This is a genomic window from Streptomyces sp. NPDC005803, from assembly GCF_040630435.1.
GTDB lineage: Bacteria > Actinomycetota > Actinomycetes > Streptomycetales > Streptomycetaceae > Streptomyces.
In genome coordinates this window covers 240,488-264,416 of sequence record NZ_JBEXXO010000008.1, presented here as the reverse complement: position 1 = coordinate 264,416, position 23,929 = coordinate 240,488, and the positions used below count along the sequence as shown (strand labels likewise).

The 23,929-nt window shown below is 70.0% G+C and carries 23 protein-coding genes; 3 read left to right on the top strand and 20 right to left on the bottom strand.

From position 1 onward, the window contains the following. Positions 1–6: 6 nt before the first annotated feature. The gene (locus tag ABZ454_RS14555; protein ID WP_356318872.1) at positions 7–579 is read right to left on the bottom strand and encodes a hypothetical protein; all 573 of its coding nucleotides are present in this window, start codon (positions 577–579) and stop codon (positions 7–9) included. A gap of 151 nt (positions 580–730) precedes the next feature. Between ABZ454_RS14555 and ABZ454_RS14550 the strand changes: the two genes are divergently transcribed. From ABZ454_RS14550 to ABZ454_RS14540, 3 genes are all read left to right on the top strand, one after another. Beyond that, a complete protein-coding gene (locus tag ABZ454_RS14550) occupies positions 731–1,927 on the top strand; it encodes a histidine kinase (protein ID WP_359538031.1) in 1,197 nt (398 codons plus the stop codon). After that, complete coding sequence (locus tag ABZ454_RS14545) at positions 1,924–2,574, top strand: response regulator transcription factor (protein ID WP_359538029.1); 651 nt, start codon at positions 1,924–1,926, stop codon at positions 2,572–2,574. The genes ABZ454_RS14550 and ABZ454_RS14545 overlap by 4 nt, the downstream gene beginning before the upstream one ends. A 179-nt stretch (positions 2,575–2,753) precedes the next feature. Continuing rightward, positions 2,754–4,631: a glycoside hydrolase family 18 chitinase gene (locus ABZ454_RS14540; RefSeq protein WP_356318869.1), complete on the top strand. Its 1,878-nt coding sequence runs from the start codon at positions 2,754–2,756 to the stop codon at positions 4,629–4,631. 163 nt (positions 4,632–4,794) lie between these two features. On the opposite strand, the gene ABZ454_RS14535 is transcribed toward ABZ454_RS14540, so the two are convergent. The 19 genes from ABZ454_RS14535 to rho all read right to left on the bottom strand — a co-directional run bounded on the left by ABZ454_RS14535 (position 4,795) and on the right by rho (position 23,782). Continuing rightward, positions 4,795–5,241: a DUF2550 domain-containing protein gene (locus ABZ454_RS14535; protein ID WP_356318933.1), complete on the bottom strand. Its 447-nt coding sequence runs from the start codon at positions 5,239–5,241 to the stop codon at positions 4,795–4,797. 140 nt (positions 5,242–5,381) lie between these two features. Then, on the bottom strand, positions 5,382–5,756 hold the full coding sequence (locus ABZ454_RS14530) for a F0F1 ATP synthase subunit epsilon (protein ID WP_356318868.1): 375 nt from the start codon (positions 5,754–5,756) through the stop codon (positions 5,382–5,384). Positions 5,757–5,865: 109 nt separating this feature from the next. Next, positions 5,866–7,308, bottom strand: a complete 1,443-nt coding sequence (atpD, locus tag ABZ454_RS14525) for a F0F1 ATP synthase subunit beta (RefSeq protein WP_356318867.1) — start codon at positions 7,306–7,308, stop codon at positions 5,866–5,868. Next, the gene (locus ABZ454_RS14520; protein WP_356318866.1) at positions 7,308–8,225 is read right to left on the bottom strand and encodes a F0F1 ATP synthase subunit gamma; all 918 of its coding nucleotides are present in this window, start codon (positions 8,223–8,225) and stop codon (positions 7,308–7,310) included. Before ABZ454_RS14520 ends, atpD begins: the two co-directional genes overlap by 1 nt. 3 nt (positions 8,226–8,228) lie before the next feature. Further along, entirely contained in the window at positions 8,229–9,800 is a 1,572-nt protein-coding gene (atpA, locus tag ABZ454_RS14515) for a F0F1 ATP synthase subunit alpha (RefSeq protein WP_356318865.1), read from the bottom strand. 139 nt (positions 9,801–9,939) lie between these two features. Further along, positions 9,940–10,755, bottom strand: a complete 816-nt coding sequence (locus tag ABZ454_RS14510; protein ID WP_356318864.1) for a F0F1 ATP synthase subunit delta — start codon at positions 10,753–10,755, stop codon at positions 9,940–9,942. Then, a complete protein-coding gene (locus ABZ454_RS14505; RefSeq protein WP_356318863.1) occupies positions 10,752–11,294 on the bottom strand; it encodes a F0F1 ATP synthase subunit B in 543 nt (180 codons plus the stop codon). Before ABZ454_RS14505 ends, ABZ454_RS14510 begins: the two co-directional genes overlap by 4 nt. Before the next feature lie 41 nt (positions 11,295–11,335). Beyond that, positions 11,336–11,575: a F0F1 ATP synthase subunit C gene (locus ABZ454_RS14500; protein ID WP_356318862.1), complete on the bottom strand. Its 240-nt coding sequence runs from the start codon at positions 11,573–11,575 to the stop codon at positions 11,336–11,338. Positions 11,576–11,647: 72 nt separating this feature from the next. After that, on the bottom strand, positions 11,648–12,469 hold the full coding sequence (gene atpB, locus ABZ454_RS14495) for a F0F1 ATP synthase subunit A (RefSeq protein WP_356318861.1): 822 nt from the start codon (positions 12,467–12,469) through the stop codon (positions 11,648–11,650). Positions 12,470–12,694: 225 nt separating this feature from the next. After that, entirely contained in the window at positions 12,695–13,132 is a 438-nt protein-coding gene (locus ABZ454_RS14490) for a hypothetical protein (protein ID WP_356318860.1), read from the bottom strand. Positions 13,133–13,391: 259 nt separating this feature from the next. Next, a complete protein-coding gene (locus ABZ454_RS14485; RefSeq protein ID WP_356318859.1) occupies positions 13,392–14,780 on the bottom strand; it encodes an MraY family glycosyltransferase in 1,389 nt (462 codons plus the stop codon). A gap of 147 nt (positions 14,781–14,927) precedes the next feature. Further along, on the bottom strand, positions 14,928–16,187 hold the full coding sequence (glyA, locus tag ABZ454_RS14480; protein ID WP_356318858.1) for a serine hydroxymethyltransferase: 1,260 nt from the start codon (positions 16,185–16,187) through the stop codon (positions 14,928–14,930). A gap of 175 nt (positions 16,188–16,362) precedes the next feature. Beyond that, positions 16,363–17,004, bottom strand: coding sequence for a protein-tyrosine-phosphatase (locus tag ABZ454_RS14475; protein ID WP_356318857.1), 642 nt, complete (start codon positions 17,002–17,004; stop codon positions 16,363–16,365). After that, positions 17,001–17,648: an L-threonylcarbamoyladenylate synthase gene (locus tag ABZ454_RS14470; protein ID WP_266782896.1), complete on the bottom strand. Its 648-nt coding sequence runs from the start codon at positions 17,646–17,648 to the stop codon at positions 17,001–17,003. Before ABZ454_RS14470 ends, ABZ454_RS14475 begins: the two co-directional genes overlap by 4 nt. 64 nt (positions 17,649–17,712) lie before the next feature. Then, positions 17,713–18,558 carry a peptide chain release factor N(5)-glutamine methyltransferase gene (prmC, locus tag ABZ454_RS14465; protein WP_356318856.1) on the bottom strand — a complete coding sequence of 282 codons (846 nt, stop codon included), beginning with the start codon at positions 18,556–18,558 and terminating at the stop codon, positions 17,713–17,715. A 52-nt stretch (positions 18,559–18,610) separates the two neighbouring features. Then, entirely contained in the window at positions 18,611–19,687 is a 1,077-nt protein-coding gene (prfA, locus tag ABZ454_RS14460) for a peptide chain release factor 1 (RefSeq protein ID WP_356318855.1), read from the bottom strand. Positions 19,688–19,837: 150 nt separating this feature from the next. Next, a complete protein-coding gene (gene rpmE, locus ABZ454_RS14455; RefSeq protein WP_356318854.1) occupies positions 19,838–20,062 on the bottom strand; it encodes a 50S ribosomal protein L31 in 225 nt (74 codons plus the stop codon). Positions 20,063–20,249: 187 nt separating this feature from the next. Next, complete coding sequence (locus tag ABZ454_RS14450) at positions 20,250–21,350, bottom strand: LCP family protein (RefSeq protein WP_359538025.1); 1,101 nt, start codon at positions 21,348–21,350, stop codon at positions 20,250–20,252. Positions 21,351–21,706: 356 nt separating this feature from the next. Continuing rightward, positions 21,707–23,782, bottom strand: a complete 2,076-nt coding sequence (gene rho, locus ABZ454_RS14445; protein ID WP_356318852.1) for a transcription termination factor Rho — start codon at positions 23,780–23,782, stop codon at positions 21,707–21,709. Between the last annotated feature and the right edge of the window lie 147 nt (positions 23,783–23,929).

Here is a 23,929-nt window from a genome sequence, read left to right as displayed (position 1 = left end):
GGGTCCTCATCCCGCGGGCGGGCCGGGCACGCGCTTCGCGTCGTCCCGCGGTTCCGGCTTCGGGAACAGCGTGTAGCTCGCGGCGATCACCAGGTTGATCCCGAGCACGAAGAGCATGGTCCGCTGCCACGACCGCAGCGACGCCACGTCCCCGTCTCCCCCCACGTACCAGACCGCCGCCTGGAGCAGTGCGAGCGCCGTCACCGCGGCCACCGTCCACCGGCCGGCCACCCGCCACTCGTGCACGGCGCGCGCCCTCCCGTACTTCGGCGGCTTCACCGGCGGCGGACCGCCCGCGAACCGGTGGGCGACCCGGGCGTCGATCCACTTGACGGTGGAGTGCCCGAGGCCCAGCGTGAAGCCGATGTAGACAGCGGCCAGTCCGTGCTTCCAGTCCGGAGCGGCGCCGTGCTTCAGGTCGACGGCCGTCACCACCAGCAGGACGACCTCGAGCAGCGGCTCGCACAGCAGCACGGCGGCGCCCAGCCGCGGCCGCTTGAGCGCGTACCGCAGCGTGAGCCCGGCGGCGAGCAGCACCCAGAAGGCGATCTCGCAGAGGACGATCAGTGTGACGATCACGGTCCGTTTCCCTTCGCTCCCCTCCAGCTTCCCGGCACGGCCGTCCCCGGTCATCGCCCCCGGTGACGAGCGACCACTGCATCCTTCGATGTAGTGGCGGATCGCTCCCGGTGCGGACGTGCGCCACGGGCGGGCCGTGTTGGATGGGCGGGTGTTCTCCCTCGCCCGCCCCCACCGCCACGACCTCCTCATCGCGGTCGTCGGACTGCTCGGCGGAGCGGTCCTGTCCCTGCTCGGTCTGCACATGCAGAACGGCCGCCCCCTCGACGCGCCGTGGCTCGCGCTCCTCCCGCTCGCCGTGATGTCGGGGGCGGAGCTGCTGCGCAGGAGCGCGCCGCGGACGGCGCTGGGCATCGGCACGCTCGCGCTGGCCGTGGACCAGTTCACGCCCGGGAACCTGGCGACCGTGCTGATGTTCACCGACCTCATGTACGCGGCGGTGCTGTACGGGACCCCGGCCGCCGCGCGCCGGATTCCGGTGACCACGTTCCTGATCACGGTCGGCGTCACGATCGGCTTCCTGGCCTGGTTCCGGGAGCCCGAGGCGCTGCTCATCGGCATCGTCACCGGCCTCGTCTCCTTCGGGCCCGCCCTGACCGGCGTCAGTGTGCGCAACCACCGCGACGCCGCGGAGACCGCCCGGCTGCGCGCCGATCAGACCGCCCTGCTGGCCGAGATGGACCGCGCGCAGGCGGTGACCGCCGAACGCGCCCGGATGGCACGGGAACTGCACGACATAGTCGCCAACCACCTCTCCGCCATCGCGATCCACTCCACCGCCGCGCTGTCCATCGACGACCCGGCGACCTCCCGCGACGCGCTCGGGGTCATCCGTGAGAACAGCGTCGACGGTCTGGCCGAAATGCGCCGTCTGATCGGGCTGTTGCGCACCGGCGCGGCCGATCCGGAGCCGAGCAGCTCGCCCTCCCTCGGCTCGCTGGACGTCCTGGTCGAACAGCACCGTACGAACGCCGCCTCCAGCGGACTGACCTGCACCCTGGACGACACCCGCACCGACCCCGGCCGGCTGCCCGCCCCGGTCGAGCTGGCCGCGTACCGGATCGTCCAGGAATCCCTCACCAACGCCCTCAAGCACGCCGCGCCGGGCCCGGTCACCGTGCGGCTGGGGCAGACGGGCGAGCAGCTGACGGCGGAGGTGGTCAGCGTCTTCGGGGCCCGGCCCGGAGCGCGCGCCCCGGGGTCGGGGGCCGGTCTGACCGGGATGCGGGAGCGGGTGGCCCTGCTCGGCGGGGAGTTCGAGGCGGGCCCCGTCCCGGCCGGGGACGGGGCGAAGATCTGGCGGGTACGGGCACGACTGCCCCTGGGAGAAGGAAGCGTGAAGCCATGACGATCCGGGTTCTGGTCGCCGAGGACCAGTCGGCCGTACGGGCGGGGCTGGTGCTCATCCTGGGCAGCGCGCCGGACATCGAGGTCGTCGGCGAGGCCGGCGACGGCGAGGAGGCCGTCCGGCTGGCCCGCGCACTGCGCCCGGACGTGGTGCTGATGGACATTCAGATGCCCCGGCTCGACGGGGTGTCCGCGACGAAGCAGGTGGTCGCGGAGCGGCTGGCGGACGTGCTGGTGCTGACCACGTTCGACCTGGACGCGTACGTCTTCGGCGCGCTGCGGGCCGGAGCGGCGGGCTTCCTGCTGAAGGACACCGAGGCGCGCGGGCTGCTCGACGCGGTCCGTACGGTGGCGCGGGGCGAAGGGCTGATCGCCCCGTCGGTGACGCGACGGCTGATCGCGGAGTTCGCCGGGACCGCGTCCGCCCGGACGTCGGCGGGTCCGGACCGGGCGGTCCTGGACGCCCTCACCCGGCGCGAGCGTGAGGTGCTCGGCTGTCTCGGCGAGGGGCTGTCGAACGCGGAGATCGCGGTGCGGCTGTCCATGGCCGAGGCGACGGTGAAGACGCACGTCAGCCGGTTGCTGGGCAAGCTGGAGCTGCGCAGCCGGGTCCAGGCGGCCGTGCTGGCGCAGGAGTTGGGCGTATGAGGTTTATCCGCGCGGGACTCCGATCTTTGGTCTGGACCTCTTGACGATTGGTCCAGACCTTCCTAATCTCACCGAGCACACTGCGGTGAGCCCGCCATGACAAGCGGGCTCAGGGCGGCGCAGGGTACGCAGTCCACGGACCACCCCCCGTTCGGCCGGACCCCACCCGAGGAGCACCGTTGAGCACTGAGACCCCCCGCCGGACCCGATTCAGATTCGGTGCCGGAAGAGCCACCAGAACCCGAGCCGTCGCGGGCCTCACCGCACTGCTCCTTCCGATCGCCGCGCTGGTCGGCATGGCCTCCCCCGCCGAAGCGGCCACGTCGGCGACCGCCACCTACGTCAAGAAGTCCGACTGGGGCACCGGCTTCGAGGGCCAGTGGACGGTGAAGAACACCGGGACCACCGCCCTGTCCTCCTGGACCATCGAGTGGGACTTCCCCTCCGGCACCGCGGTCGGTTCCGCCTGGGACGCCACCGTCACCGGTTCCGGCACCCACTGGACCGCCAAGAACGTCGGCTGGAACGGCTCGGTCGCGCCGGGCGCCAGCGTCTCGTTCGGCTTCAACGGCACCGGCTCCGGCGCTCCCTCCGGCTGCAAGCTGAACGGCGCCTCCTGCGACGGCGGCAGCGTCCCCGGCGACAACGCCCCCTCGGCGCCGGGCACCCCCACCGCGAGCGCCGTCACCGACACCTCGGCGAAGCTCAGCTGGAGCGCCGCCACCGACGACCACGGCATCAAGAACTACGACGTCCTGCGGGACGGCGCCGTCGTCGCCACGGTCACCGGCACCACGTACACCAACACCGGCCTCACCGCGGGTACCGACTACTCGTACACCGTGAAGGCCCGGGACACGGCCGACCAGACCGGTCCGGCCAGCGGCGCGGTCAAGGTGCACACCACCGGCGGCGGGGGCACCGACCCCGGCACGGGCACCGGCGGCAAGGTCAACCTCGGCTACTTCGCCGAGTGGGGCGTCTACGGCCGGAACTACCACGTCAAGAACCTGGACACCTCCGGTTCGGCCGCGAAGATCACGCACATCAACTACGCCTTCGGCAACGTCCAGGGCGGCAAGTGCACCATCGGTGACTCGTACGCCGACTACGACAAGGCCTACACGGCCGACCAGTCCGTCGACGGCGTCGCCGACACCTGGGACCAGCCCCTGCGCGGCAGCTTCAATCAGCTGCGCAAGCTCAAGGCGAAGTACCCGCACATCAAGGTCCTGTGGTCCTTCGGCGGCTGGACCTGGTCAGGCGGCTTCGGCCAGGCCGCGCAGAACCCGGCCGCGTTCGCCCAGTCCTGCTACGACCTGGTCGAGGACCCGCGCTGGGCCGATGTCTTCGACGGCATCGACATCGACTGGGAGTACCCCAACGCCTGCGGTCTGACCTGTGACACCAGCGGCCCGGCCTCGCTCAAGGCCCTCACCTCCGCGCTGCGCACCAAGTTCGGCAGCAGCAACCTGGTGACCGCGGCCATCACGGCCGACGGCTCGCAGGGCGGCAAGATCGACCTCGCGGACTACGCGGGCGCCGCGCAGTCGCTGAACTGGTACAACGTGATGACGTACGACTTCTTCGGCGCCTGGGACGCGAAGGGCCCGACGGCCCCGCACTCCCCGCTCACGTCGTACAGCGGCATCCCGAAGGCCGGCTTCACCGCCGCCGAGGCCATCGCCAAGCTGAAGGCCCAGGGCGTCCCGGCATCGAAGCTGCTGCTCGGCATCGGCTTCTACGGCCGCGGCTGGACCGGCGTCACCCAGGACGCACCCGGCGGCACCGCCACCGGCGCGGCCCCGGGCACGTACGAGGCGGGCATCGAGGACTACAAGGTCCTCAAGAACAGCTGCCCCGCGACCGGCACCATCGCCGGCACCGCGTACGCCCACTGCGGCACCAACTGGTGGAGCTACGACACCCCGGCCACCATCTCGTCCAAGATGACCTGGGCGAAGAACCAGGGCCTGGGAGGCGCGTTCTTCTGGGAGTTCAGCGGGGACACCAGCAACGGTGAGCTCGTGAGCGCCATGCACGGCGGTCTGCAGTAGCCCCCGCCGCACGGCTCATCGCGTAACCCCCGAAAAGCGCCGGGGAGACAGGTCCGCCCCCTGTCTCCCCGGCTTTCGTGTGTGTGGTGCGTGGCGTGAGGCCACGGTCACCCGCCCCCGGGCTCCGTCCGGGGAGGCGCCCCTTGCCGGCGAGGCCGTCCGCTCAGGCCACGTTGACTCGCTGGCCGGGCGGGGCCGCCTCCAGCCAGGCGAGGAATCCGGTGAGGGCGTCCTCGCTCATCGCCAGCTCCAGCCGGGTCTCCCGGTGGAGGCAGCAGAGCACGACGGCGTCGGAGAGGAGCGCGAGCTCCTCCTCGCCCTCGGGCAGCCGGCGGGTGACCACCTCGATCGAGGCGCGCTCCAGCACCCGGCGCGGGCGCGGGGAGTAGCTGAAGACCCGGAACCAGTTCACCTTGTCGCCGCTGTACCGGGCGACTCCGTACACCCAGCCCTTGCCCGAGAGGTCCGGCTCCTCGGACACGTTCCATCGCAGGCTGCAGTCGAAGGTCCCGCCGGAGCGCTGAATCAGCCGCCGGCGCAGACCGAAGACGAAGAGACCCACCACGACCAGTGCGACGACCAGCCCGCCCACCCACAGCGCGAGGAACATCTCCACCGACCTCCTCGCGTCATCGAGTAAACGGATACCGCCCGAACTTCACCTGCATCTGCATCGCCTCAGCCGCGACACGGTCTGGAGGGGTCTCCAGCACGGGCCGCGGCTGAGGGTAAAGCCGTTGCGCGGGGTGACTAGTGCACCGCCACCGCACGCAGTCGCACATCGGCGCGGCGCTCGGCAGCGCCGTCCGTGTCCGACTTCGCACGCTCGAACGCACGCTCCGCGCGCTCGACATCGATCTCGTCCGCCAGCTCGGCGATCTCCGCCAGCAGCGAGAGCTTGTCGTCGGCGAAGGAAAGGAAACCGCCGTGCACCGCGGCGACGACAGTGGAGCCGTCGCTCGTACGGATCGTCACCGGGCCCGATTCCAGCACACCCAGGAGCGGCTGGTGACCGGGCATGACGCCGATGTCGCCGGACGTGGTACGTGCGACAACGAGGGTGGCCTCGCCGGACCAGACACTGCGGTCCGCGGCGACCAGCTCGACATGCAGCTCAGCAGCCAAGGGTGGCTCCTCGGGTCACCACCCGGCGGTCGTGCCGGGTGTTGGGTCAATTCTACGGGGCGTGGTGAGGGGGGCGGGACACACCCACCCCCCTCGGTGAGCCGGAGGCTCAGGAGACGCCGAGCTCCTTGGCGTTGGCCTTGAGGTCCTCGATGCCACCGCACATGAAGAACGCCTGCTCGGGGAAGTGGTCGTACTCCCCGTCGCAGATCGCGTTGAACGCGGCGATCGACTCGTCGAGCGGAACGTCCGAACCGTCCAGGCCGGTGAACTGCTTGGCGGCGTGGGTGTTCTGCGACAGGAAGCGCTCGACGCGACGGGCACGGTGGACAACGAGCTTGTCCTCCTCGCCCAGCTCGTCGATACCGAGGATCGCGATGATGTCCTGGAGGTCCTTGTACTTCTGCAGGATCCCCTTGACGCGGCTGGCCGTGTCGTAGTGGTCCTGCGCGATGTAGCGCGGGTCCAGGATGCGGGACGTGGAGTCCAGCGGGTCCACGGCCGGGTAGATGCCCTTCTCGGAGATCGGACGGGAAAGAACCGTCGTCGCGTCGAGGTGGGCGAACGTGGTGGCCGGGGCCGGGTCGGTCAGGTCGTCCGCGGGGACGTAGATCGCCTGCATCGAGGTGATCGAGTGACCACGCGTCGAGGTGATGCGCTCCTGGAGCACACCCATCTCGTCGGCCAGGGTCGGCTGGTAACCCACTGCGGACGGCATGCGGCCGAGCAGCGTGGAGACCTCGGAACCGGCCTGCGTGAAGCGGAAGATGTTGTCGATGAAGAGCAGCACGTCCTGCTTCTGCACATCGCGGAAGTACTCCGCCATGGTCAGGGCGGACAGCGCGACCCGCAGACGGGTGCCCGGCGGCTCGTCCATCTGGCCGAAGACCAGCGCGGTCTTCTCCAGGACGCCCGAGTCGGTCATCTCGTCGATGAGGTCGTTGCCCTCACGGGTGCGCTCGCCGACACCGGCGAACACCGACACACCGTCGTGCAGCTTCGCCACACGCATGATCATTTCCTGGATGAGGACCGTCTTGCCGACGCCCGCACCACCGAACAGACCGATCTTGCCGCCCTTGACGTACGGGGTCAGCAGGTCGACGACCTTCAGGCCGGTCTCGAACATCTCGGTCTTGGACTCGAGCTGGTCGAAGGCCGGGGCCTTGCGGTGGATCGGCCAGCGCTCGGTGATCTGCGCCTCGGCCTCCGGCTCGTTCAGGATCTGACCGAGGGTGTTGAACACCTTGCCCTTGGTGATGTCACCGACGGGGACGGTGATGCCCGCACCCGTGTCGGTCACCGGGGCCTGGCGGACCACGCCGTCGGTGGGCTGCATCGAGATCGCGCGGACCATGCCGTCGCCCAGGTGCTGGGCGACTTCCAGGGTCAGCGTCTTACGAGCGCCGGCCTCGGCCGGGTCGTCGACCTCGATGTGCAGGGCGTTGTAGATCTCCGGCATCGCGTCGACGGGGAACTCCACGTCGACGACCGGGCCGATGACCCGGGCGACGCGGCCCGTGGCAGCGGCCGTCTCAACTGTCGTCGTCATTACTTGTCACTCCCCGCGGACGCGTCGGCCAGCGCACCTGCACCGCCGACGATCTCGCTGATTTCCTGGGTGATTTCGGCCTGGCGGGCCGCGTTGGCAAGCCGGGAGAGGCTCTTGATCAGATCCCCGGCGTTGTCGGTCGCCGACTTCATCGCACGACGGCGGGCAGCGTGCTCGGAAGCGGCTGCCTGCAGCAGTGCGTTGTAAATGCGGCTCTCGACGTAGCGCGGCAGGAGGGCGTCGAGGACGTCCTCCGCCGACGGCTCGAAGTCGAACAGCGGAAGGATCTCGCCCTTCTCACTGCTCTCCTCCTCGACCTTGTCGAGCGACAGCGGCAGCATCCGGCCGTCGACCGCGTTCTGCGTCATCATCGACACGAACTCGGTGAAGACGATGTGCAGCTCGTCGACGCCGCCCTCGGCCGTGTCCGTGGTGATGGACTCGATAAGGGGCGCCGCGATCTTCTTGGCGTCCGAGTACTCGGGGCTGTCGGTGAAGCCGGTCCACGACTCCACGACCTTGCGCTCGCGGAACCCGTAGTAGGCGACACCCTTGCGGCCGACGATGTACGTGTCGACCTCCTTGCCCTCGGCCGCCAGCCGCTCCCGCAGCCGCTCCGCGGCCTTGATGGCGTTGGAGGAGTAGCCGCCGGCCAGACCGCGGTCGCTCGTGAGGAGCAGGACCGCCGCCCGGGCCGGAGCCTCGGCCTCGGTGGTGAGCGGGTGCTTGGTGTTGGAGCCGGTCGCCACCGCGGTCACCGCACGGGTGAGCTCGGTCGCGTACGGCATCGACGCCGCCACCTTGCGCTGCGCCTTGACGATGCGCGAGGCGGCGATCATCTCCATCGCCTTGGTGATCTTCTTGGTCGCGGTGACGGCTTGGATGCGGCGCTTGTAAACGCGAAGCTGAGCGCCCATCGATCAGCCCTCGCCCAGGAGCTTGCCGTCCGAGGTCTCGAACTGCTGCTTGAAGGCGGCGATCGCGTCGGCGATCGACTGCAGCGTGTCGTCGGACATCTTGCCGCCCTCGGCGATGCTGGTCAGGAGGTCCTTGCGCTCACGGCGCAGGTACTCCAGCAGCTCGCTCTCGAAGCGGCGGATGTCCTCGACCGGGACGTCGTCCATCTTGCCCGTGGTGCCGGCCCAGACGGAGACGACCTGCTCCTCCATCGGGAACGGGGCGTACTGCGGCTGCTTCAGCAGCTCGACCATGCGCTTACCGCGCTCCAGCGACGCCTTGGAGGCCGCGTCCAGGTCGGAACCGAAGGCGGCGAACGCCTCCAGCTCACGGAACTGGGCGAGGTCCACGCGCAGACGGCCGGAGACCTGCTTCATGGCCTTGTGCTGGGCGGAGCCACCGACTCGGGAGACCGAGATACCGACGTTGAGCGCCGGACGCTGACCCGCGTTGAACAGGTCGGACTCCAGGAAGCACTGGCCGTCGGTGATGGAGATGACGTTGGTCGGGATGAACGCCGACACGTCGTTCGCCTTGGTCTCGACGATCGGGAGGCCCGTCATCGAACCGGCGCCCATGTCGTCGGAGAGCTTGGCGCAGCGCTCCAGCAGACGCGAGTGCAGGTAGAAGACGTCGCCCGGGTAGGCCTCGCGGCCCGGCGGACGGCGCAGCAGAAGCGACACGGCGCGGTAGGCGTCGGCCTGCTTCGAGAGGTCGTCGAAGATGATGAGGACGTGCTTGCCGTCGTACATCCAGTGCTGGCCGATGGCCGAACCGGTGTACGGCGCCAGGTACTTGAAGCCGGCCGGGTCGGACGCCGGGGCGGCGACGATGGTCGTGTACTCGAGCGCGCCGGCCTCTTCCAGGGCACCTCGCACGGAGGCGATGGTGGAGCCCTTCTGACCGATGGCGACGTAGATGCAGCGCACCTGCTTGTTCACGTCGCCCGAGCGCCAGTTGTCGCGCTGGTTGATGATCGTGTCGACGGCCAGCGCGGTCTTACCCGTCTGACGGTCGCCGATGATCAGCTGACGCTGGCCGCGGCCGATCGGCACCATGGCGTCGACGGCCTTGTAGCCGGTCTGCATCGGCTCGTGCACCGACTTGCGGACCATGACGCCAGGGGCCTGCAGTTCGAGGGCGCGACGACCTTCGGTCGCGATCTCGCCGAGGCCGTCGATCGGGTTGCCGAGCGGGTCGACGACGCGGCCGAGGTAACCCTCGCCGACGCCGACGGAGAGCACCTCACCGGTGCGCTGCACCGGCTGGCCCTCCTCGATTCCGCTGAACTCGCCGAGGACGATCGCACCGATCTCGCGCTCTTCGAGGTTGAGGGCGAGACCGAGGGTTCCGTCCTCGAACTTCAGCAGTTCGTTCGCCATGGCGGAGGGCAGGCCCTCCACCTTCGCGATGCCGTCACCGGCAACGCTGACCGTACCGACCTCCTCGCGCGAGGCCGCGTCCGGCTGGTACGACTGGACAAAGTTATCCAGTGCGTCCCGGATCTCCTCCGGCCGGATCGTGAGCTCCGCCATCTGGGTTCCCTGCTCTCCTTGTTGGGCCCGAAGTTTCTTAAGGGGGTCTGGGGGCCGACCCCCAGGAATCTTCTGCAATTTCTGCACGGCCCAACCGGGCCGCTGGTCTTGCTCTGTTCTGTTGGTGCGCCGCGCGGTCTCAGCCGGCCATGCGACGGGTCGCCTCGTCGAGGCGCTCCGCGATGGAGCCGTTGATGATCTCGTCACCGACCCGCACCACGATCCCGCCGAGGACCTCGGGGTCCACGTCGAGGCTCAGGTGCATCTGCCGGCCGTAGATCTTCGCCAGCGCGGCGCCGAGGCGCTGCTTCTGCCGGTCACTGAGCGGCACGGCCGAGGTGACGACCGCGACCACGCGGTCCCGGCGGTCCGCGGCGAGCTTGGAGAGGGAGTCGAGTCCCGCTTCCAGGCTACGTCCCCGGGGCTGGGTGACAAGCCGCACGACGACGCGCTCGGTGGTGGACCGTACCTTTCCGCCGAGCAGGCTGCGCAGCAGCTCGCCCTTGGCGGCGGGGGTCGCGGTCCGGCTGGTCAGCGCGGCGCGCAGCTCCGGGTCCGAGGCCACGATCCGGCCGAACCGGAAGAGCTCGTCCTCGACGTCGTCGAGGTCTCCGCCGCGCTGGGCGGCGGTGAGGTCGGCGATGTTCGCCAGCTCCTCGACCGAGTCGACCAGGTCACGCGACTGCGACCAGCGCGAGCGGACCATGCCGGAGACCAGGTCGACGGCTTCGCCGCCCACCTGACCGCGCAGCAGCCGTCCGGCCAGCTCGGCCCGCGCCTCGCCGGCCTGCGCCGGGTCGGTCAGGACCCGGCGCAGCGACACCTCGCGGTGCAGCAGCGACGTGACGCCGGCCAGGTCCTCGGCGAGCTTCGCCGCGTCGACCGACGTGGTGTCGGTCAGCGCGTCGAGGCGCTCGCGTGCGGCAGCCAGTGCGTCGCGGCTCGCGCTGTTCATCGGACTGCCTCGGCCTTCGCCTCGAGCTCGTCGAGGAACCGGTCGACGGTGCCGCTCTGCCGGGCGTGGTCCTCGAGGGACTCGCCGACGAGCTTGCCGGCCAGGGCGGTGGCGAGCTTGCCCACGTCCTGACGCAGCGCCGAAGCGGCGGCCTTGCGGTCGGCCTCGATCTGGGCGTGGCCGGCAGCGACGATCTCCTCGCGCTGCCGCTGGCCTTCCGCCCTCATCTCCTGCAGGATCACGGCGCCCTGCTCCTGCGCCTCCTGGCGCAGACGAGCGGCTTCGTGGCGGGCCTCGGCGAGCTGAGCCTTGTACTGCTCAAGAACGCTCTGGGCCTCGGTCTGGGCCGCATCGGCCTTTTCGATACCGCCTTCGATGGCCTCGCGGCGCTCTTCCAGAACCTTGTTGATGTTCGGGAGGAGCTTCTTGGCGAGGAAGCCGAAGACGATGAGGAAGGCGATGAGGCCGATGACGAGCTCGGGGATCGGCGGGATGAGCGGGTTTTCCGTCTCAGCCGCGATCGTAAGCAACTGGCTCACGTCATTGCCTTTCGTCTAGGGGGCTTGTCTGGATCCGTGGATCAGGAGCCGTAGACGAACGGCATGACCAGACCGATGAGGGCGAGCGCCTCACAGAAGGCGAAGCCGAGGATCTGGTTGGCGCGGATGAGGCCGGCAGCCTCGGGCTGACGGGCCAGGGCCTGGGTGCCGTTACCGAAGATGATACCGACGCCGACGCCGGGGCCGATGGCCGCGAGGCCGTAGCCGATGGAGCCGAGAGCCTTCAGGTCGCCGGTGACAGCGGCAAGGGTCGCAGACATGCCAGTTCTTCCTTCTCTTTCAGAACCGGTGGTGGTTGGCCACCGGACGAGTACGGATGTGTTGGGGCGGACTCAGTGGTGCTTAGCGAGCGCGCCCTGGATGTAGGTGCAGGTCAGGAGTACGAAGACGTACGCCTGAAGCGCCTGCACAAAGAGCTCGAACGCGGTCATCACGATCGTCATCACGAACGAGACGCCGGCGTAGGCGAAACCGATGCCGTTCAGCAGGTACCAGCTGGCGATCGTGAAGAGCAGCAGCAGGGTGTGCCCGGCGAACATGTTCGCAAACAGTCGGACCGCGTGCGTGAACGGACGAACGAGCAGGTTCGAGAACAGCTCGATGAACGCCGCGAGATACGCGACCGCGCCAAGCGACTTGTCGTAGCCCGTGAAGTTCTTGAACGCCCCGACGAAGCCGTGCCGCTTGAACGTCAGGCTGACCCAGACGATGTAGACGATCGCCGCGAGTACCGCGGGGTACGCGATGATCGACGTCACCGGGAACTGGGCGACCGGGATGATCGCCCAAAGGTTCATCATCCAGACGAAGAAGAACAGCGAGACGACGAGCGGAACGTACTTCTCGCCCTCGCGCTTGCCGATCGTCTCGTAGACGATCCCCCGACGGATGAAGTCGTATCCCGTCTCGGCGACCATCTGCAGCTTGCCCGGGACGACCTTCGGCTTACGGAAGGCGGCCCAGAAGAAACCGACGATGACGATCGAACCGAGCAGGGCCAGCAGCATCGGCTTGTTGAAGTACAGGTTGCTGTCCGCGTCGCCCCAGAGGGGCTCGAACAGGAACGAGTGCAGGCCGGGTGCCGGGAAACCACAACCGTCGAAGATGTGGCAATCGGTCTCGAAGGCGAGCACCTGTGTCGGGTCAGCACTCACCGCGGGCTCCTTCAGCGTGGCGCATAGGTACGGCAACCTCGTTGTGTCGGCGCGGCGCGCAGCCGCGGTTCGGCACTGGACTGGTGTTACGGATGTGTGAGCGGCAGTCAGGCAATGAGCCTCGCGATCGAGCAGGCGTCAGCTCACATGCCCGCGCCCGCAGTGCCGCAGTTGGAACCGGACGATAGCAGGGTCGCGAACCTGCACTTATCCCGCCCCTACCCTTCACGCTGCGGACCCCGGCTTCTTGGGCTTTTCGTCCTTGTCGGACTCGGGTTCCACGTAAAGGATCTTGGCCTTCATGTGCGCACGCGCCTGTGCGCCGATCCACACGAGAGTCGTCACGACCAGGGTGATCGCGAAGGCCTTCGGGTTGAACAGCGAGGTGTTCTTGAATGCGGCGACAAAGATGAACAGCAGAAGCAACTGGGCTGTGTACAGCATCAGCCCCATCGCCTGGAACAGGTGGGGCAGGGACTTGGCGGTCCGTTGCAGGACCACCAGTCCGATCCCCATGAAGAGGATGACCACGATCGTCGCAACGATCGCGCCCAGGGCTCCCTTGCCACCGGCGACGCCAGCGCTGATCGCGGCGGCGACTGCGCCGGCGACAGCGGTGGGGACGGCGGTCTGGAGGAGAGTCCGGACGTCGTTGGACGGCATGGCGGCAGCTCCGCTTGCTGGGGATGGGCAGTGTGTCGTCATGGACGAGCGTAGGCCCGGTCCGAGTCGATGCCTCGGGCCAATGGACCGTGCTACTCAGGTCCTTCGGCTCTGTCACCGGGCTTCGTGAACGGTATCACAAACTATTTGATGAGGTCTTTACCTAGAAAGTGTGCTTGCTGTCACACGTGAGAGCTACTCGACGCGTGTGAGCAAGACAACTCAATGACTTGTCTGGTATTGCCCCTTGATGACCGAATCACCGACGCGTCGAATCAGCCTTGCGCCGGTCCGAGAAGCGCGAACGGGGGCCGATCGCGGTCGCTCCGTTGACGCCGGACACCCCGGCGGCGATCGGAGCCCGCGGGGCGGGCTCATGCCCGTCCTGCCCCATCTGATCATCCAGGGGCCCCTGTTGGCTCTCCAGCGCCTGTGACGGCTCCGCCCCGGCCTCCGCCCCGTGGCGGCGCCGGCGGCGGTAGCGCGGCGGCACGAAGCGCTCCGCCCAGCGCGGGGCACGCGGGGTGAACCGGGGCATCAGCAGCAGGATCAGGCCCAGCGCGCTCAGCCCCACGATCAGCAGCACGATCCACATCGAGGTCGAGTGCACCGAGTAACCGACGGCGCCGAAGGCGATCAGGGCCGACCAGAAGTACATGATCAGCACCGACCGGCTGTGCGAATGGCCGATCTCCAGCAGCCGGTGGTGCAGATGGCCGCGGTCCGCGGCGAACGGCGACTGGCCGTTCCACGTGCGCCGCACGATCGCCAGCACCAGGTCGGCCGCGGGAATGGCGATGATCGTCAGCGGCAGGAGCAGCGGGATGAAGACCGGCAGCATCGCGTGCGTCGCCTGCCGCTCGCTCCCCGCGAAGAGCTTCATCGCGTCCGGGTCGACCTGCCCGGTGACGGAGATCGCTCCGGCGGCGAGGACCAGACCGATCAGCATCGACCCGGAGTCCCCCATGAAGATCCGCGCGGGATGCATGTTGTGCGGCAGGAAGCCGAGGCACATGCCCATCAGGACCGCCGTGAAGAGCGTGGCGGGGGCGGCCGCCTCGATCCCGTACCCGTACCAGAGCCGGTAGGTGTACAGGAAGAGCGCGGCCGAGGCGATGCAGACCATGCCGGCCGCCAGGCCGTCCAGGCCGTCGACGAAGTTGACCGCGTTGATGGTGATGACGACGAGCGCGACCGTGAGCAGCGTGCCCTGCCACTGGGTGAGCGGGACCGTGCCGACGCCGGGGATCGGCAGCCACAGGATGGTGAGGCCCTGGAGCACCATGACGGCCGCGGCGATCATCTGCCCGCCCAGCTTGATCAGGGCGTCGATCTCGAACTTGTCGTCCAGGACGCCGATCAGCCAGATCAGGGCCGCCCCGGAGAGCAGCGCCCGCGGTTCGTTGGAGAGCTCGAAGACCCCGTCGAGGTTGGCCAGGTGATCGGCGACGATCAGCCCGGCGCAGAGCCCGCCGAACATGGCGATGCCACCGAGCCTCGGTGTCGGTTCCCGGTGGACGTCACGTGCACGGATCGCGGGCATCGCCCCGACCGCGATGGCGAACTTACGCACCGGGCCGGTGAGCAGATACGTCACCGCGGCCGTGACACAGAGCGTCAGCAAGTAATCACGCACGGGCTGCCCCATAAATGTCGCCGGCCATCTCAGCCCACACCTTAGCCCGACCGGCCCATGAGGCCGGTCGGGAGTAACGGCGTCGGCCTCACGGTGGAGGACACGGCGGTCACCGTGTCGGTTGCACTGGCCGCCACCACTGCGGAGGTACGGGGCATTTCACCCGGGGTACGGCGGGTGCTTCGCGGCCATCTCCCGGACTTCCGCGAGGACGTCCCCCTCCTCGCGCACGGCGGCCCCGATGAGCACCGCGAGGCGGGCCATGTCGGACTCGTCCATGCCCTGGGTGGTGACGGCCGCGGTGCCGAGCCGGATGCCCCGGGTGTCCCCGTAGGGAAGCGCGCAGGTGTCCAGCACCACACCGGCGGCGGCCAGCCGGGCACGCGCGGCGGGCCCGTCGACGCCGAGCGGGGCGGGGTCGGCGACGATCAGGTGGGTGTCCGTGCCCCCGGTGGTGACGTCGAACCCCTCGTTCTCCAGTCCGGCCGCCAGCGCCCGGGCGTGGGCCACCACACGGTGGGCGTACGCGGCGAAGGCGGGCGCCGCGGCCTCGCCGAACGCGACGGCCTTCGCCGCGACCGTGTGCATCTGGGCGCCGCCCTGCGTGAAGGGGAAGACGGCCCGGTCGATCCGCTCGGCCAGTTCCGCGCCGCACAGGATCATGCCGCCGCGCGGGCCCCGCAGCACCTTGTGCGTGGTCGCGCAGACCACGTCCGCGTACGGGACGGGGCTCGGCGCCGCTCCCCCGGCGATCAGCCCCATCGGGTGCGCGGCGTCGGCGATGAGGTAGGCGCCCACCTCGTCGCAGATCTCCCGGAACAGCTCGTGGTCCGGATGGCGGGGGTAGGAGATCGAGCCGCTGACGATGGCCTTGGGCCGGTGGGTGCGGGCCAGGGTGCGGACCTGGTGGTAGTCGATCAGCCCGCTCTCGGAGTCCACCCCGTAGCCGACGAACTCGAACCAGCGGCCGGAGAAGTTGGCGGGCGAGCCGTGCGTGAGGTGGCCTCCGTACGGGAGTCCCATCGCGAGCACCGTGTCACCGGGCCGCAGCAGCGCCGCGTACGCCGCGAGGACGGCCGAGGATCCGGAGTGGGGCTGGACGTTGGCGTGCTCGGCGCCGAAGAGCGAGGTGGCGCGGCGGATCGCGATGCGTTCGGCGGCGTCCGCCTGTTCGCAGCCTCCGTGGTGGCGGGCGCCGGGGTACCCCTCGGCGTACTTGTTGGCGAGCGGGGAGCCGAGGGCGGCCAGCACCGCGGGCGAGGTGAAGTTCTCCGCCGCGGTCAGCTGCAGGCTTTCGGACTGCCGGTGGAACTCCCCCACCAGCACATCGGCGATCTCCGGATCCTCCCGGAGCAGGGCGCCGAAGTCCTGCGGCAGGGGGGCGACGGCGGAGGGGGCGGCAGCGGTGGTGACCGGCATCGGGGGCTCCGGGCCTGGGGAGGGGTGGCGTCAGCTCCAATGTAGGCCCGTGAGGGGTCCGCTGCCCGCTGTCGTGGGCCGTGGTGCACCCGACCGGACCCCTGGGCGACCCACGGGCCCGGGTCGTCGCCGTACGCCCGTCAGCGGGGCGCGGAAGGCTCCGGGGCGCCCTCTTTCAGCGCGGGGCCGATACGCCCGTCAGCGCGGTGACGACCGGGTCCAGGGCCTGGTTGATCTCGTCCCCGATGGACCGGAAGAACGTGATGGGGGCGCCGTACGGGTCGTAGACCTCGTCCGCCTCGACGGTCGGGGCCAGCAGCCAGCCGCGCAGCGCGGCGGCCGCGCGGACCAGGGCGCGGGCGCGCTCGACGACGCCCTCGTCGCGGGCGTCGGGCAGCGTGGCGGGGTCGATCGCCCGGACCAGCCGGGTGAACTCCTTGAGCGTGAACGTCCGCAGCCCGGCCGAGTGGCCCATCGAGATCACCTGGGCCCGGTGGTCACGGGTGGCGGTGAGCACCAGGTCGGCGCGGATCACGTGCTCGTCGAGCAGCTCGCGGCCGGTGAACCCGGTGGCGTCGGCGCCGAAGTCGGCGAGGACCACCTCCGCGTTGGCCTCCATCGGGGCGCCCTCGTGGCCCCACGTCCCGGCGCTCTCCACGATCAGCCCGCCCTGGAGCGGGTCGCCCAGGCGGTCCACGAGGGCATGCCGGGTCAGCCGCTCGGTGATCGGTGAGCGGCACACGTTGCCGGTGCTGACGTGGAGGATGCGGAAGGTGTCGGTCCGCCCCGCTATGCCACGCCCCTCAGGGGCGGTCAATTGGCCACCTCGAGGTCGGGTACCACCTTGCGCAGCTCCTCCGCGGAGAGCGCGCCGGCGCGCAGCAGGACCGGCACCTTGCCGGTGACGTCGACGATCGAGGACGGCACGATGCCCGGGGTCGGACCGCCGTCGAGGTACACGGACACCGAGTCGCCGAGCATCTCCTGGGCGGCGTCGCAGTCCTCGGGCGAGGGGTGGCCGGTGAGGTTGGCGCTGGAGACGGCCATCGGGCCGACCTCCGTGAGCAGTTCGATGGCTACGGGGTGCAGCGGCATCCGGATGGCGACGGTGCCGCGGGTGTCCCCGAGGTCCCACTGGAGCGACGGCTGGTGCTTGGCGACGAGCGTGAGCGCGCCCGGCCAGAAGGCGTCCACCAGCTCCCAGGCCTGCTCCGAGAAGTCGGTGACCAGGCCGTGCAGGGTGTTGGGCGAGCCGATGAGGACGGGCGTCGGCATGTTGCGGCCGCGGCCCTTGGCGGCGAGGAGGTCGACGACGCCCTCGGAACTGAAGGCGTCCGCACCGATCCCGTACACGGTGTCGGTGGGCAGCACGACCAGTTCGCCGCGGCGGACGGCGGACGCGGCCTCGCGCAGACCCGTCGTACGGTCGGTCGCGTCGTTGCAGTCGTATCGCCGTGCCATCAGCCGGCCTCCTCAAGCGTGTACGGGTAGGGCTGGTACGGGTCGTGCGGGTGGCCGCCGGCGGTCACGGCATGGCCTTGCGGGCCGTGGCGAACCGGGGACGCCTGTTCAGGTCGGGGTGGTCGGCCGCGTCGGCCCAGCCACGCTCCTCGGTGAAGATCCACGGCACCTGGCCGCCCTGTGTGTCGGCGTGCTCGATGACGACGAGGCCGCCGGGGCGCAGCAGACGGTGGGCGGTGCGCTCGATGCCGCGGATGGTGTCGAGTCCGTCCTCACCGGAGAACAGGGCCATCTCGGGGTCGTGGTCCCGGGCCTCCGGGGCCACGTACTCCCATTCGGTGAGGGGGATGTACGGCGGGTTGGAGATGACCAGGTCGACCTGTCCGTCGAGCTCGGGAAGGGCCGTCAGGGCGTCTCCGCGGTGGACGGTGACCCTGGAGTCCTCGGCGTTCTTCCTGGTCCACTTGAGGGCGTCCTCGGACAGCTCCACGGCGTGCACGCGCGAGCGGGGCACCTCCTGGGCCATGGCGAGGGCGATGGCGCCCGATCCCGTGCACAGGTCGACGATCAGCGGCTCTACGACGTCCATCGCGCGGACGGCGTCTATCGCCCAGCCGACGACCGACTCGGTCTCCGGCCGGGGCACGAAGACCCCGGGTCCGACCTGGAGCTCCAGGTAGCGGAAGAAGGCGCGGCCGGTGATGTGCTGGAGCGGTTCGCGCGCCTCGCGCCGGGCGATGGTCTCCCAGTAGCGGGCGTCGAAGTCGGCGTCCGGCACGTGGTGGAGCTCGCCCCGCTTGACGCCGTGCACGAAGGCGGCGAGCTCCTCCGCGTCGAAGCGCGGTGAGGGGACACCGGCGTCGGCCAGCCGCTGGGTGGCCTGGGCCACCTCGGCGAGCAGCAGGTTCATCGCGGTTCTCCGTACGGGTTCACGAGCGGTGCGGGGCAGTGGGGCTCCGTGCTTACGCGGCGGCGAGCTTGGCCGCGGAGTCGGCGTCGACACAGGCCTGGATCACCGCGTCCAGGTCCCCGTCGAGCACCTGGTCCAAGTTGTACGCCTTGAAGCCGACGCGGTGGTCCGAGATGCGGTTTTCCGGGAAGTTGTACGTACGGATCTTCTCGGACCGGTCGACCGTGCGCACCTGGCTGCGCCGTACGTCCGACGCTTCCTGCTCGGCGGCCTCCTGCGCGGCGGCGAGGAGCCGTGAACGCAGGATACGCATGGCCTGCTCCTTGTTCTGGAGCTGGCTCTTCTCGTTCTGGCAGGAGGCGACGACACCGGTGGGCAGGTGCGTGATGCGGACCGCGGAGTCGGTGGTGTTGACGGACTGGCCGCCGGGGCCGGAGGAGCGGTACACGTCGATACGGAGATCGTTGGCGTGGATCTCGACGTCGACCTCCTCGGCCTCGGGCGTGACGAGCACACCGGCGGCGGAGGTGTGGATGCGGCCCTGGGACTCGGTGGAGGGCACGCGCTGCACGCGGTGCACGCCGCCCTCGTACTTCATCCGGGCCCAGACGCCCTGGCCGGGTTCGGTGGCCCCGTTGCCGCCCTTGGTCTTCACGGCGACCTGGACGTCCTTGTAGCCGCCGAGTTCGGACTCGGTGGAGTCGATGATCTCGGTCTTCCAGCCGACGCGCTCGGCGTAGCGCAGGTACATGCGCAGCAGATCGCCGGCGAACAGGGCGGACTCGTCGCCGCCCGCGCCCGCCTTGATCTCCAGGAGCACGTCCTTGTCGTCGCTGGGGTCCCGGGGTACGAGCAGGAGGCGGAGCCGCTCGGTGAGCTCCTCGCGCTCCTTCTCCAGGTTCTTGACCTCGGCGGCGAAGTCGGGGTCGTCGGCGGCGAACTCGCGGGCGGTCTCGACGTCGTCGCCGGTCTGCTTCCAGGAGCGGTACGTGGCGACGATCGGAGTCAGCTCGGCGTAGCGCTTGTTCAGCTTGCGCGCGTTGGCCTGGTCGGCGTGGACCGACGGGTCTGCGAGCTTCTTCTCGAGATCGGCCTGTTCGCCGATCAGTTCCTCGACCGCCTCGAACATCTTCGGGCTCCTGGTTCCTTCGCTCATCGTGCCTGCCGGCCGGCGGGTGCCTGCCGGGCGGGATACGGGGATGCCGTCGTCCCGGCCGGAAAAAAACGCCGGCCCCGGCGCCCCCGGGTAGAGGGCGCCAAGGACCGGCGCAGTGGCTCGCTACTTGCTGGCGGAGCCGGCGGCCTTGCCGAAGCGGGCCTCGAAGCGGGCCACGCGGCCACCGGTGTCGAGGATCTTCTGCTTGCCCGTGTAGAACGGGTGGCACTCGGAGCAGACGTCGGCACGGATGGTGCCGCTGTCCAGCGTGGACCGGGTGGTGAACGACGCGCCACAGGTGCAGCTGACCTGCGTCTCGACGTACTCGGGGTGAATGTCGCGCTTCAAGGGTTTCTCCTAGGTTCGGGAGGGCGCCGGGTCGTACGCGCGGATTGCGCGTCCGTGAACCGGGGCCGACGTACCAGTCTGCCAGGACCGGCCGTATCTCCCAAAACGGGGGTCGGCCGCCCACTATTCCCGGGCGGCCGGCGACCCCGCCGGCGCCGGGGCGCGCATCGCGCGCCGCGCGCCCGGATCACTGCACGATCTGCCCCGCGTCGCCCTTGTCGCCCGCCGACTTCTCGGTGGCGGAGGCGGGGACCGGCCGGTCGTGGAGGAGCGCCGTCCACACCTGCCGGCCGGCCTCCTCCTGCGGGACGACCCGGTTCGGGTCGGCCGGGTCGTACTCGACGGGCAGGGTCACCATGTGGACGTCGTCGGAGCCGAGGCCCTTGAGGCCGCTCGCGAAGCCCGTGAGCTTGGTGACCGAGCCGAGGCCGGAGTCGGTGGTGATGGCCTTGGTCGCGGTGTCCGCGATGCCGTACAGCTTGGTGCCGTCGAGGATGCCCACGCTCCTGGCCTGTTCCATCAGCGCCTTGACGAAGGCCTGCTGGAGCTGGATGCGGCCGAGGTCGCTGCCGTCGCCGACGCTCTTGCGGGTGCGGACGAGGCCGAGCGACTGCTCGCCGTCGAGGGTGTGGGTGCCGGGTTCGAGGTGCAGATGGCTCTTGGAGTCGTTGATCGCCTGCTTGGTGGTGATCTCGACCCCGCCGAGCTTGTCGACCAGGGCCTTGAAGCCGGTGAAGTCGACCTCGATGTAGTGGTCCATGCGGATGCCCGACATCGCCTCGACGGTCTTGACCGCGCAGGCCGGTCCGCCGACCTCGTACGCGGTGTTGAACATCGCGCGGCGCTCCCCGGCGACGGACCGCCCGCTCTCGTCACCGGTGCACTCGGGCCGGGTGACGAGGGTGTCGCGCGGGATGGAGACGACGCTCGCCGACTTGTGGCCCTTGTTGACGTGCACGACCATCGCGGTGTCCGAGCGGGCGCCGCCCTGGTCCTCGCCGTACTGCGCGTTGGCGCCGGAACGGGAGTCGGAACCCAGCACGAGGATGTCCTCGGAGCCGTTGTCGACGTTGTCGGGGCGGTCCTTGCCGAGGGCGCTGTCGATGTCGACGGCCTTGAGGTTGCCGTCGAGGTGGAAGTACGCGTAGCCGAGACCCGATCCGCCCACCACGATCACACCGGCCAGGGCCCAGGCGGCCACGACGGACGCCCTGCGGCGACGGGACGGTTTCCTCCGGCGCTTGCCGGTGGCCCGTATGCGGCTGCTGCTCCGGCTCTGCTCGCTCATCCGTCTCCTCGTGTCCTCGGCTGCTCCCGGCTACCCCCTGCAGTGGTGTGCGGGCCCTCTGTGCCGCTTTGTCGCTCCTGAGGTCGCTCTTGGTGACGACGCGGCGGCGACAAGAAGGGTTGCACAGGGCCCTGTGGGCCCCGGGTGGGCGCGGGACCTGTCCACGGGGTGCGGGACTCACCGGCGACCTGGCGCTCACCTGCGGTTTCGTGCCCACTGCGGGCGATGCGGGGCGACCGCGGGACCGGCCGGCCGTGTGGCGAAGGTCTCGGGAGCGCCGACGACGGGGTACGACGCAGGGCCGCCCCCGGCACCGAAGTGACGGGGGCGGCCCTGTGTACCGCCGGGGGCTGCGACTAGTCGTTGTTGCCCGGGGCCGGCGTCGTCTTCTGGATCTGGAGCAGGAACTCCGCGTTGGACTGGGTCTTCTTCATCCGGTCCAGGAGAAGCTCGATCGCCTGCTGCTGGTCCAGCGCGTGGAGCACCCGGCGCAGCTTCCAGGTGATCGCCAACTCGTCGCTGCCGAGCAGGATTTCTTCCTTACGGGTGCTGGACGCGTCGACGTCCACCGCCGGGAAGATGCGCTTGTCGGAGAGCTTGCGGTCGAGCTTGAGCTCCATGTTGCCGGTGCCCTTGAACTCCTCGAAGATCACCTCGTCCATGCGCGAGCCGGTCTCGACGAGCGCGGTGGCCAGGATGGTCAGCGAACCGCCGTCCTCGATGTTGCGCGCCGCGCCGAAGAACCGCTTCGGCGGGTAGAGCGCGGTCGAGTCGACACCACCGGACAGGATGCGTCCGGAGGCCGGGGCCGCGAGGTTGTACGCGCGTCCCAGACGGGTGATCGAGTCCAGCAGGACGACGACGTCGTGACCCAGCTCGACGAGACGCTTGGCGCGCTCGATGGCCAGCTCGGCGACGGTCGTGTGGTCCTCGGCGGGACGGTCGAAGGTCGAGGAGATGACCTCGCCCTTCACCGACCGCTGCATGTCGGTGACCTCTTCCGGACGCTCGTCGACCAGGACGACCATCAGGTGGCACTCGGGGCTGTTCACCGTGATCGCGTTGGCGATCGCCTGCAGGATCATGGTCTTACCGGTCTTCGGCGGGGCCACGATCAGGCCTCGCTGGCCCTTGCCGATGGGGGCGACCAGGTCGATGATCCGCGTCGTCAGGACGTTGGAGTCGGTCTCCAGGCGGAGCCGGTCCTGCGGGTAGAGCGGCGTCAGCTTCTGGAACTCCGGACGGCCGCGGCCGGTCTCGGGCGCCATGCCGTTGACCGAGTCGAGGCGGACCAGCGCGTTGAACTTCTCGCGGCGCTCGCCGTCCTTGGGCTGGCGCACGGCGCCGGTGACGTGGTCACCCTTGCGCAGGCCGTTCTTGCGGACCTGGGCCAGCGAGACGTACACGTCGTTCGGACCCGGCAGGTAGCCGGAGGTCCGGATGAACGCGTAGTTGTCGAGGATGTCCAGGATGCCCGCGACGGGGATCAGGACGTCGTCGTCGGTGACCGGCGGTGCGTCGCTCGCGAAGTCGTCGCGGCCACGACGGCCGCGGCGGTCGCGGTAGCGGCCCCGGCGGCCGCGCCGGCCGCCGTCGTCGTCGAAGCCGTCGTCCTGCGGTCCGCCGCCGCCCTGCTGGCCCTGGCCACCCTGGCCACCCTGGCCGCCCTGGCCGCCGCCCTGACCGCCCTGGCCGCCGCCCTGGCGCCGGCTCTGGCCACCCTGGCCGCCGCCCTGCTCGTCGCCCTTGCCGCGGCGGTCGCGCTGGCGCTCACGGCGCTCGCCGCGTTCGCCCCGCTCACCGCGCTGGCCGCGGTCCTGGCGGTCGCCACGACGGCCCTCGGCGTTGTCCGCGGCGGCTTCGGCCTTGGGCTCGGCACGGTCCTCGGCGGGAGCCTCGTGCTTCGGCTCCTCCTGCGTGCGGTCCTTGACCTGCGTCTTGGTGTCCGCCTTGGTGTCCGGGCTGCCCGCCTGAGCGGTGGCACGGCGCCGACGACGCTCGCCCGTGGGCTGGTCGTCGCTGGCCGGCTGGCCGGGGATGTCGATCTGCTGCTGCGCCGTGGCCTTCTCGGCGGGCGCGGCGGCCGGGGTCTCGTCCCCGGCGCCGGTGCGCGCCTTGGAGGTGGCGCGGCGCTTCGGCTTGGCCTCCGCCTCTTCGGCGGGGGCCGAGGAGGCCTTGGCCTTGGGCGCGGAGGAGCCGCCGGCCTGGGTCTCCTTGATGACCTCGATCAGCTGGCTCTTGCGCATCCGCGCGGTGCCCTTGATACCGAGGCCGGACGCGACCTGCTGCAGCTCGGCCAGGACCATGCCGTCAAGGCCGGTGCCGGAGCGGCGGCGCCGTGCGGTGGTGCCAGTGGCAGCACCTTCGGCGGGCGCGGCACTGTCGACGTTCTTGTCGGCAGTCACGCCCATCAGATCGGTGGTGTCGCTCACGAAGGGTCCTTCCCTGGAGCGGACGTCGGCCTTCTGGCTCGGCGACCGGTTGTGCTGTCCGACTGCGGTCTTCGGTGCGGACCGTGCCGGGGCGGTGGTCCGCCGGATAGGTACGGCGGAGAGATGAACGTGTGCATGGGCCCGGCG

What these genes read in the sequence shown, in the direction of transcription:
- prfA (WP_356318855.1), bottom strand. Translation starts at nt 19,687, where the DNA reads ATGTTCGAGGCGGTCGAGGAACTGATCGGCGAACAGGCCGATCTCGAG.
- ABZ454_RS14545 (WP_359538029.1), top strand. Translation starts at nt 1,924, where the DNA reads ATGACGATCCGGGTTCTGGTCGCCGAGGACCAGTCGGCCGTACGGGCG.
- ABZ454_RS14500 (WP_356318862.1), bottom strand. Translation starts at nt 11,575, where the DNA reads ATGTCTGCGACCCTTGCCGCTGTCACCGGCGACCTGAAGGCTCTCGGC.
- atpD (WP_356318867.1), bottom strand. Translation starts at nt 7,308, where the DNA reads ATGACGACGACAGTTGAGACGGCCGCTGCCACGGGCCGCGTCGCCCGG.
- ABZ454_RS14535 (WP_356318933.1), bottom strand. Translation starts at nt 5,241, where the DNA reads ATGTTCCTCGCGCTGTGGGTGGGCGGGCTGGTCGTCGCACTGGTCGTG.
- ABZ454_RS14485 (WP_356318859.1), bottom strand. Translation starts at nt 14,780, where the DNA reads ATGGGGCAGCCCGTGCGTGATTACTTGCTGACGCTCTGTGTCACGGCC.
- glyA (WP_356318858.1), bottom strand. Translation starts at nt 16,187, where the DNA reads ATGCCGGTCACCACCGCTGCCGCCCCCTCCGCCGTCGCCCCCCTGCCG.
- prmC (WP_356318856.1), bottom strand. Translation starts at nt 18,558, where the DNA reads ATGAACCTGCTGCTCGCCGAGGTGGCCCAGGCCACCCAGCGGCTGGCC.
- ABZ454_RS14450 (WP_359538025.1), bottom strand. Translation starts at nt 21,350, where the DNA reads ATGAGCGAGCAGAGCCGGAGCAGCAGCCGCATACGGGCCACCGGCAAG.
- ABZ454_RS14470 (WP_266782896.1), bottom strand. Translation starts at nt 17,648, where the DNA reads ATGGCACGGCGATACGACTGCAACGACGCGACCGACCGTACGACGGGT.
- ABZ454_RS14490 (WP_356318860.1), bottom strand. Translation starts at nt 13,132, where the DNA reads ATGCCGTCCAACGACGTCCGGACTCTCCTCCAGACCGCCGTCCCCACC.
- ABZ454_RS14510 (WP_356318864.1), bottom strand. Translation starts at nt 10,755, where the DNA reads ATGAACAGCGCGAGCCGCGACGCACTGGCTGCCGCACGCGAGCGCCTC.
- ABZ454_RS14520 (WP_356318866.1), bottom strand. Translation starts at nt 8,225, where the DNA reads ATGGGCGCTCAGCTTCGCGTTTACAAGCGCCGCATCCAAGCCGTCACC.
- atpA (WP_356318865.1), bottom strand. Translation starts at nt 9,800, where the DNA reads ATGGCGGAGCTCACGATCCGGCCGGAGGAGATCCGGGACGCACTGGAT.